Here is a 10,023-nt window from a genome sequence, read left to right as displayed (position 1 = left end):
TTCGGCTGTTTGCTGGCTGGTGCCTTCCGGCTTCAGTGGCTGTTAACGGGGATGCCGTGTCTGCGGTTACTGAGGAGGAAGGTGACTGCATGCTTTCTTCGGGGATTACCTGTTTCCAGTTGGAGAATCGTCTGGGGATGACAACAATAGAACGTAAACGCTAATTTAACCAGCGTAATAGCCAACCCCGCCGGATCGGCTTATTCTTGAGATGCCTTCACACAGCTTCTTTTTCCAATAACCAAGCTGTGATGGTCTGACGCCATTTTGTCGGCACCAGGCTTTTTGGCTAAGCCCGGAGTCGTGCCAGGCTTCGATCCGTTGCAGCCATTGTTCTTTAGTGATTTCTGGGTGGTCATCGGAGCCTCCATGCAATCAGAGGCTTTATGATCCACGATCAAATCTCAGCGGGGTAGGACGTGGGTTATTTTGGCGGTTACGGTATAACGCCAATGCATCCTTATAGGCGGACTCGTTTTCCGGGTAAAATCTAATCTTTTTTGAGGCGATGATCCTGGCGCCTTTCAGCGGAACGTTTTCCTTAGTGGCTCTGTCGATATTTTATTCCAAGATGTTGCGATTGTTGCTGTCTTTACGAACTGTTGATGCCGTAGAGTCGCCGGTCATCAAATCCGTTATCAGTTTTATCATACGCTAACTGGCGACCCTTCTGAATATTGAGCCTTGGACAGAACAGTAGTCTACTTTTTATATTCTTTACGGCTTGAATTCAGGAATAATCATGGATAGAGGTACTGATGGTATAAGTTGGCAAGACACAACATCAGGTAATGATTATAAACAACCGGATGATCATCCCGGTTTTTCACGGAGTGGGCGATACCGGCATGGCACAGTCAGGCAGGGGCATGCTCTACCCTACATCCCGAGGCGTAATGAATTTTATAGTACTTCTGACGTATGCTCTTCTCAGTGTCCACCAGGACACTCAGTAAAACCTGTTCATGAATTAAATACGCTCAAAATACGAGAAAAAATGGATTGGCTGGTGAGGCTATCTGCTCGTCACGGTGATTACTATGATGGAAAAAAACACAGTCAATTTGCCACTTCAATTAAACGATACACATCCGCTTTGCAACGACCTTTAAATCATAGTGAACAACGCCAATTGATACCATTGTTGCACGATTTTAAAACGACACCCGGGTGGGCTTGGCGAGGTCTGACGACAACGCTTCATTCATTGACGTCAGCGGGTGTTTTTACCCCTCATAAATGCATGGATGAAGGGGTTAAGGAAACTCAAGTATCTTTATTGTCAACTTTACTTGATACAGTAATACGTAAGTGTAACCAAAAAAACACAGCCAGTGATATTGATGCGCAAGGTATCAGCAACCTGCTGTGGGCCATGGCGAAACTGGTGGACAACGGATTGGAGCTTGCGAAGACCGCGAAACTCAAAGAGACCGTGGCCGCGCTGTTGCCCCATGTGAAAACCAAAGCCGAATCAAAAGAAGAGAAAGACCACTTTAACACTCAAGGTACCGCCAACCTGCTGTGGGCCCTGGCGAAACTGGTGGACAACGGGCTGGAGCTTGCAAAGACACCGAAGCTCAAAGAAGCCGTGGTGGCAATGTTGCCCCATGTGAAAACCAAAGCCGAATCAAAAGAAGAGAAAGACCAATTCAAGCCACAGGAAGTCAGCAACCTGGTGTGGGCCGTGGCGAAACAGGTGGACAACGGACTGGAGCTTGCGAAGACACCGATATTCAAAGAGGCCGTGGTCGCGTTGTTGCCTCATGTGAAAAGCAAAGCCGAATCAAAAGAAAAGAAAAACCACTTTATTCCTCAACATATCGCCAACCTGCTGTGGGCCATGGCGAAACTGGTGGACAATGGGCTGGAGCTGGAGAAGACACCGTTGCTCAGAGAGGTCGTGGCCGCGCTGTTGCCTCTTGTGAAAACCAAAGCCGAATCAAAAGAAGAGAAAGACCACTTTATTCCTCAGCATATTGCCAACCTGTCATGGGCCGTGGCGAAACTGGTGGAGAATGGACTGGAGCTGGAGAAGACTCCGAAACTCAAAGAGGCCGTGGCCGCACTGTTGTCCCATGTTAAAAGCAAAGCCAATGCAAAAGAGAAAGACCTCTTTATTTCACAGCATATTACCAACCTGTTATGGGCCGTGGCGAAACTGGTGGATAGTGGACTGAAGCTGGAGAAGATACCAAAAATCAAAGAGGCCGTGACCGCGCTGTTGTCCCATGTGAAAACCAAAGCCGAATCAAAAGAAGATAAAGACCACTTTACTGCCCAGCATATCGCCAACCTGATGTGGGCCCTGGCGACACTCGTAGGCAAAGGGCTGGAGAAGACACCGAAGCTCGAAGAGGCCGTGGCCGCGCTGTTGCCCAGCGTGCAAACCAATGCGAACTCACAAGAAGAGAAAGATGATTTCACGCCACAGGGATTCGCCAACCTGCTGTGGGCCTTGGCGAAACTGGTGGACAATGGGTTTAAGCTGGATGAGATGCCGAAGCTCAAAGAGGCCGTGGCCGCGCTATTGCCCCATGTGAAAACCAAAGCCGAATCAAAAGAAGAGAAAGACCACTTCAACACTCAAGGTATCGCCAACCTGGTGTGGGCCGTGGCGAAACTGGCGGACAATGGGCTGGAGCTGGAGAAGACACCGAAGCTCAAAGAGTCCCTGGCCGCACTGCTGCTCCATGTGAAAACCAAAGCCGAATCAAAAGAAGAGAAAGACCACTTTATTCCTCAGCATATCGCCAACCTGCTGTGGGCTGTGGCGAAACTGGGCGAGGCTATTGAGCTGAGTCTGGTTCAATCTACGTTCGATTCTCTTTTCGGTGGAATCAGAGAAAGCTCTCAACTCTCTCAGCAAGATATATTGATGTCTCTCTGGGGAGTCATGGCATTCTGTGCCAGATTTTATCTGTACTATGGCAACGATAATAAAAACTCCCTTGAAAAGCACATAGGTGAACTATATTCTCGCCTGGAAAAAAATACGGACAATACAGAGAATCAATCTATCATTGCCATGGCCGCAGGTTGGCTTGGCATAGCGTGTCCGGTGGTTCCCCATTACCGGACAGTCATTTCAGAATGGCAATCCACTTTCCGCGCTCAACTCCAATCAAGCCTTCCGTTGTTGAAGATTGAAGAAGAAAAGAGTCTGAACTCATTACCTCCGGTTGACCTGCTACTGCCAGATTACAACGTGGTTATCGATGTTCAGGGACCTTTTCATTATGTGGGTGGTGATTTCAAAACCAGGAATGGCTCGACGTTGCTGAAAATCGCCCTGTGGCAAAAATTAGGATTTAAGGTCATTGAAATCCCGGTGAACAAGCTTCGGAAAGAGGATTCAATCAAAACAGTTATTGAGCAAATAAAGGAAAAGTTAGCCGACCTGCCAAAGGCTCATGGCTCTGTGTCTCTTAACAGCGGCGAGTGGGAGGTAGACGAGGCACATTTTACCGCCGAAGAATATTTAGAAGAGCAAACCAAAAAGCCCAAAAAAAGAAAAAGAAAGAGAAAAAAGCCAGTAAAAACGGCTGCCTGCTGATGCCGTAGAATAGTCTACTTTTTATATTTTCAATGAATTAATGAAATATAATTATGGACAGAGGTGGTTCTGGTATAAGTTGGCAACACACAACTTCAGGCCATGATTACAAACGACCGGATGATCATGCCGGTGCTTCAGGGAGTAGTGGGCAATACAGGTATGCCACAGTCAGGCAGGTGAATGTGCCACGCCACTATCTCCGGAAGCATAATGAATGTCATCCTGCTTCTGATGCCTGCTCTGCTAACGATCCATCAGGGCATTCAATAAAACCTGTTCATGGTTTTAATGCTCTTATCACACCAGAAAAAATGGATTGGCTGGCGGGGATATCTGCTCGTTATGGTGACCACGATGATGGTAGAAATCATGGTCAATTTGCCTGTTCAATCAAACGGTACACATCAGGGTCAAAACGACCACTAAATCATAGTGAACAACGCCAACTGATACCATTGTTGCACGCTTTTAAAGTGACACCTGGGTGGTCCTGGCGAAGTCTTACAACAACGCTGCATTCATTTACGTCCGCGGGTGTTTTTACCCCTCATAAATACGGGTATGGGGAAACTCAAGCCGCTTTACTGTCAACGTTACTTGATGCATTAATCCTTAAGTGCAGCCAAAAAACTGAAGCCAGTGATATTGATGCACAAGGTATCGCCAACCTGCTGTGGGCCTCGGCAAAACTGGTGGACAATGGGCTGGTGCTGGAGAAGGTGCCGAAGCTGAAAGAGGCCGTGGCCGCGCTGTTGCCCCATGTGCAAACCAAAGCCGAATCAAAAGTAGACCACTACAATCCACAGGAAGTCACCAACCTGCTGTGGGCGGTGGCGAAACTGGTGGGCAATGGGCTGAAGCTGGAGAAGATGCCAAAGCTGAAAGAGGCCGTGACCGCGCTGTTGCCCCATGTGAAAACCAAAGCCGAATCAAAAAAAGAGAAAGACCACTTCAAGCCACAGGAAGTCGCCAATCTACTGTGGGCCATGGCGAAACTGGTGGACAATGGGCTGAAGCTGGAGAAGACGCCGAAGCTCAAAGAGACCGTGACCGCGCTGTTACCCCATGTGAAAACCAATGCCGAATCAAAAGAAAGGAAAGACCACTTTATTCCTCAGCATATCGCCAACCTGCTGTGGGCCCTGGCGAAACTGGTGGACAACGGGCTGGAACTTGAGAAAACACCAAAGCTCAAACAAGCTATCGTCGCGCTGCTGCTCTGTTGGAAAACCAAAGCCGAATCAAAAGAAGAGAAAGACCACTTTACTCCTCAGCAAATCGCCAACCTGATATGGGCCTTGGCGAAACTGGTGAGCAACGGGCTGGAGCTTGAGAAGACAGTGATGCTCAAAGAAGTCGTGCCCGCGCTGTTGTACCATGTGAAAACCAAAGTTGAATCAAAAGAAGAGAAAAACCACTTTATTCCTCAAAATATTGCCAACCTGCTGTGGTCGGTGGCGAAACTGGTGGACAATGGTTTGAAGCTGGAGAAGGCAGTGAAGCTCAGAGAGGTCGCGGCCGCGCTATTACCCCATGTGCAAACCAAAGCCGAATCAAAAGATGAGAAAGACCACTTTATACCACAGGACGCTGCGAATTTGCTGTGGGCCTTGGCGAAACTGGTGGACAATGGGTTGAAGCTGGACAAGATGCCGAAGCTCAAAGAGGCCGTGGCCGCGCTGTTGCCCCATGTGAAAACCAAAGCCGAATCAAAAGACGAGAAAGACCACTTCAAGCGACAGGAAGTTGCCAACCTGCTGTGGGCCATGGCAAAACTGGTGGACAATGGGTTGAAGCTGGAGAAGATGCCGAAGCTCAAAGAGGCCGTGGCCGCGCTATTGCCTCATGTGAAAACCAAAGCTGAATCAAAAGACGAAAAAGACCACTTCAACACTCAAGGTACTGCCAACCTGCTTTGGGCCTTGGCGACACTGGTGGACAATGGGCTGGAGCTGGAGAAGACAGTGAAGCTGAAAGAGGCCGTGGCTGCGCTGTTGCCCCGGGTGCAAACCAAAGCCGAAGCAAAAGAAGAGAAAGACCACTTCACGCTACAGGAAGTCGCCAACCTGCTGTGGGCTGTGGCGAAACTGGGTGAGGCCATTGAGCTGAGCCTGGTTCAATCTACGTTCGATTCTCTTGTCGGTAGAATCAGTAAAAACTCTCAACGCTCTCAGCAAGATATATTGATGTCTCTCTGGGGAGTCATGGTAGTCTGTGCCAGATTTTATCTGGACTCAGGTAGCAATGATAAAAACCCGCTTGAAAAGCACATAGGTGAACTATATTCTCGTCTGGAAAATGCATGCCCGGGCAGTACAGAGGTTCAAACCGTCATCATTGCCATGGCCGCAAGTTGGCTTGGAAGAGCGTGTCCGGTGGCCCCCCATTACCAGATATCTATTTCCGAATCACAAGCCAATTTCCGCGATCAACTCCAATCAAGCTTTCCGTCTTTGAAGATTGAAGAAGAAAAGAGTCTGAACTCATTACCTCCGGTTGACCTGCTACTGCCAGATTACAACATGGTTATCGACGTTCAGGGACCTTTTCATTACGTGAGTGGTGATTTCAAAACCAGGAATGGTTCAACTTTGTTGAAAATCGCCCTGTTGCAAAAATTAGGATTTGAAGTCATTGGAATTCCGTTGAACAAGCTTTGGAAACAGGATTCAATGAAAATAGTTATTGAGCAAATAAAGGCAAAGTTAGCCGTCCTGCCAAAGGCTCATGGCTCTGTGTCACTTAACAGCAGCGAGAGGGTGGCAGACGAGGCATATTTTACTGCCGATGATGGAGGGCAATTTTCAGATGACTGTTATTTTACCGCCGAAGAATATTTAGAAGAGCAAACCAAAAAGCCCAAAAAAAGAAAAAGAAAGAGAAAAAAGCCAGTGAAAATTGCTGCCTGCTGATGCCGTAGAATAGTCTACTTTTTATATTTTCAATGAATTAATGAAATATAATTATGGACAGAGGCGGTGCCGGTATAAGTTGGAAATACACAACTTCAGGTAATGATTACAAACAACCAGACGTTCATGCCAGTGCTTCAGGGAGTGGGCAATACAGGCATGGCACAGTCAGAAAGGTCAATGTGACACCTTCCTGTATCCAGAAGCGTAATGAATGTCATCCTGCTTCTGACGCTTGCTCTGCTAACCATCCACCAGGACATTCAATAAAACCTGTTCATGGTTTTAATGCTCTCATCACACCAGAAAAAATGGATTGGCTGGTGAGGAGATCTGCTCGTTATGGTGATCACTATGATGGTAAAACACACAGTCAATTTGCCTGTTCAATCAAACAATACACATCAAGGGCAAAACGACCATTAAATCATAGTGAACAATGCCAACTGATACCATTGTTGCACGATTTTAAAGTGACACCCCAGTGGTCTTGGCGAAGCCTGACAACAACGCTTCATTCATTGACTTCAGCGGATGTTTTGACCCCTCATAAATACATGAATAAGGGGGATAGGGAAACTCAAGCTGCTTTACTGTCAAATTTACTTGATGCAGTAATATATAAGTGCAACCAAAAACCTGAAGCCAGTGATATTGATATACAAGGTATCGCCAATCTGCTGTGGGCCTTGGTGAAGCTGGTGGACAATGGGGTGGAGCTGAAGAAGGCACCTAAGCTGATAGAGGCAGTGGCCGCGCTGTTGCCCCATGTGCAAACCAAAGCTGAATCAAAAGAAGAAAAAGACTACTTTCTTCCTCAGCATATCACCAACCTGTTGAGGGCCTTGGCGAAGCTGGTGGGCAACGGGCTGAAGCTTGAGAAAACACCGAAGCTCAAAGAGACAGTGGCCGCGCTGTTGCCCCATGTGAAAACCAAAGCCGAATCAAAAGAAGAGAAAGACCACTTCAAGCGACAGGAAGTTGTCACCCTGCTGTGGGCCTTGGCGAAACTGGTGGACAATGGGTTGAAGCTGGACAAGATGCCGAAGCTCAAAGAGGCCGTGGCCGCGCTATTGCCCCATGTGAAAACCAAAGCCAAATCAAAAGAAGAACAAGACCACTTCAAGCCACAGGAAGTCGCCAACCTGCTTTGGGCCGTGGTGAAACTGGTGGACAACGGGCTGAAACTGGAGAAAACACCGAAGCTCAAAGAAACCGTGGCCGCGCTGTTGCCTCATGTGAAGAGCAAAGCCGAATCAATAGAAGAGAAAGACTGCTTCAAGCCACAGGAAGTCGCCAACCTGCTGTGGGCCGTGGCGAAACTGGTGGAAAACGGGCTGAAACCGGAGAAAACACCGAAGCTCAAAGAGGTTGTGGCCGCGTTGTTATACCAAGTGACAACCAAAGCCAAATCAAAAGAAGAAACAGACCACTTCAAGCCACAGGAAGTCGCCAACCTGCTGTGGGCCGTGGCGAAACTGGTGGACAACGGGCTGGAGCTGGAGAAGACAGCGGATAGTAAAGAGGCGGTGACTGCGCTGTTATCTCATGTGAAAACCAAAGCCGAATCAAAAGAAAAGAAAGACCAATTCAAGCTACAGGAAGCTACCAACCTGCTGTGGGCAGTAGCGAAACTGGTGGACAACGGGCTGGAGAAGACACAGAAGTGCAAAGAGGCCGTGACTGCGCTGTTGTCCCATTTGAAAACCAAAGCCGAATCAAAAGAAGAGAAAGACCACTTCAAGCCACAGGAAGTCGCCAATCTGCTGTGGGCCTTGGCAAAACTGGTGGACAATGGGCTGGAGCCGGAGAAGACAGAGAAGCTCAAAGAAGTTGTGGCCGCGCTCTTGCCCCATGTGAAAACCAAAGCCGAATCAAAAGAAGAGAAAGACCACTTTATTCCTCAGCATATCACCAACCTGTTGTGGGCCCTGGCGACACTCGTAGACAAAGGGCTGGAGAAGACACCGGAGCTCAAAGAGGCCGTGGCCGTGCTGTTGTGCCATGTGAAAACCAAAGCCGAATCAAAAGAAGAGATAGACCACTTCAAGCCACAGGGAGTCACCAATCTGCTGTGGGCCGTGGCGAAACTGGTGGACAACGGGCTGGAGCTGAAGAAGACAGCAAAGCTCACAGAAGCCGTGGCCGCGCTATTAACCCAGGTGAAAATCAAAGCCGAATCAATAGCAGAGAAAGACCACTTTATGCCTCAGCATATTGCCAACCTGCTGTGGTCCATGGCGAAATTGGTGGACAACGGGCTGGAGCTGAAGAAGACAGCGAAGTTCAAAGAGGCCCTGGCCGCACTGCTGCCCCAGGTGAAAATCAAAGCTGAATCAAAAGAAGCGAAAGACCACTTCAAGTCACAGGGAGTCGTCAACCTGCTGTGGGCGCTGGCGAAACTGGTGGACAACGGGCTGGGGCTGGATAACAGACCGAAGCTCAATGAGGTCGTGGCCGCACTGTTGCCCCATGTGAAAACCAAAGCCGAAGCAAAAAAAGAGCAAGACCCCTTCAACACTCAAGGTAGCATCAACCTGCTGTGGGCCTTGGCAACAATGGCGGACAGCGGGTTGGTGCTGGAGAAGACAGCGAAGCTTAAAGAGGCCGTGCCCGCGCTGTTGCATCATGTGAAAACCAGAGCTGAATCAAAAGAAGAGAGAGACGACTTCAACACTCAAGGTACCATCAACCTGCTGTGGGCCCTGGCGAAACTGGGTGAGGCCATCGAGCTGAACCTGGTTCAATCTACGTTCGATTTTCTTGTCGACAGAATCAGTAAAAATCCTCAACTCACTCAGCAAGATATATCGATGTCTCTCTGGGGACTCATGGCATTCTGTGCCAGATTTTATCTGGATTCAGGCAGTAATGATAAACACTCCCTTGAAAAGCACATAGGTGAACTATTTTTCCGTCTGGGCAATACGTCTCCGGGCAATATGCAGGTTCAATCCGTCATGGCCATGGCCGCAAGCTGGCTTGGCAGAGCGTGTCCGGTGGCCCCCCATTACCAGCCAGTCATTTCAGAATGGCAATCCACTTTCCGCGATCAACTCCAATCAAGCCTTCCGTTGTTGAAGATTGAAGAAGAAAAGAGTCTGAACACATTACCTCCGGTTGACCTGCTGCTGCCAGATTACAACATGGTGATCGACGTTCAAGGACCTTTTCATTACGTGAGTGGTGATTTCACAACCAGGAATGGCTCGACGTTGCTGAAAATCGCCCTGCTGAAGAAATTGGGATTTGAGGTCATTGAAATCCCGGTGAACAAGATTGATAACCAGGATTCAATCAAAACAGTTATTGAGCAAATAAAGGCAAAGTTAGCCGTCCTGCCAAAGGCTCATGGCTCTGTGTCACTTAACAGCGGCGAGTGGGTGGCAGATGAGGCATATTTTACTGCCGATGATGGAGGGCAATTTTCAGATGACTGTTATTTTACCGCCGAAGAATATTTAGAAGATCAAATAAAAAAGCCCAAAAAAAGAAAAAGGAAGAGAAAAAAACCAGTAAAAACTGCTGCCTGCTGATGCCGCAGAGTAGTCT

Annotated in this window: 4 protein-coding genes; 3 read left to right on the top strand and 1 reads right to left on the bottom strand. The window is 48.3% G+C overall.

Translation table 11 applies throughout. The features are described 5' to 3' along the window. Window positions 1-165 precede the first annotated feature (165 nt). Window positions 166-375, bottom strand: a complete 210-nt coding sequence (gene tnpA, locus CX664_RS28255; RefSeq protein WP_420810369.1) for an IS66 family insertion sequence element accessory protein TnpA — start codon at window positions 373-375, stop codon at window positions 166-168. 367 nt (window positions 376-742) lie between these two features. Between tnpA and CX664_RS17245 the strand changes: the two genes are divergently transcribed. From CX664_RS17245 to CX664_RS17235, 3 genes are read left to right on the top strand one after another with little or no spacing between them, the layout of a single operon-like run. After that, window positions 743-3,556 (top strand): RAP domain-containing protein, encoded by a 2,814-nt coding sequence (locus CX664_RS17245; protein WP_101747943.1) that lies wholly within the window; start codon window positions 743-745, stop codon window positions 3,554-3,556. Window positions 3,557-3,609: 53 nt separating this feature from the next. After that, on the top strand, window positions 3,610-6,471 hold the full coding sequence (locus tag CX664_RS17240; protein WP_101747942.1) for a DUF1601 domain-containing protein: 2,862 nt from the start codon (window positions 3,610-3,612) through the stop codon (window positions 6,469-6,471). A gap of 53 nt (window positions 6,472-6,524) precedes the next feature. Then, the gene (locus tag CX664_RS17235) at window positions 6,525-10,007 is read left to right on the top strand and encodes a DUF1601 domain-containing protein (protein WP_101747941.1); all 3,483 of its coding nucleotides are present in this window, start codon (window positions 6,525-6,527) and stop codon (window positions 10,005-10,007) included. Window positions 10,008-10,023 lie beyond the last annotated feature (16 nt).

Origin of the sequence: Endozoicomonas acroporae (assembly GCF_002864045.1) — a bacterium.
In the GTDB taxonomy this organism is placed as follows: domain Bacteria; phylum Pseudomonadota; class Gammaproteobacteria; order Pseudomonadales; family Endozoicomonadaceae; genus Endozoicomonas; species Endozoicomonas acroporae.
This window is presented reverse-complemented; position numbering and strand designations above follow the sequence as displayed.

Bases quoted from the DNA above. Each gene is read 5' to 3' on its own strand.
- CX664_RS17245 (WP_101747943.1), top strand. From the start codon at position 743: ATGGATAGAGGTACTGATGGTATAAGTTGGCAAGACACAACATCAGGT.
- CX664_RS17240 (WP_101747942.1), top strand. From the start codon at position 3,610: ATGGACAGAGGTGGTTCTGGTATAAGTTGGCAACACACAACTTCAGGC.
- CX664_RS17235 (WP_101747941.1), top strand. From the start codon at position 6,525: ATGGACAGAGGCGGTGCCGGTATAAGTTGGAAATACACAACTTCAGGT.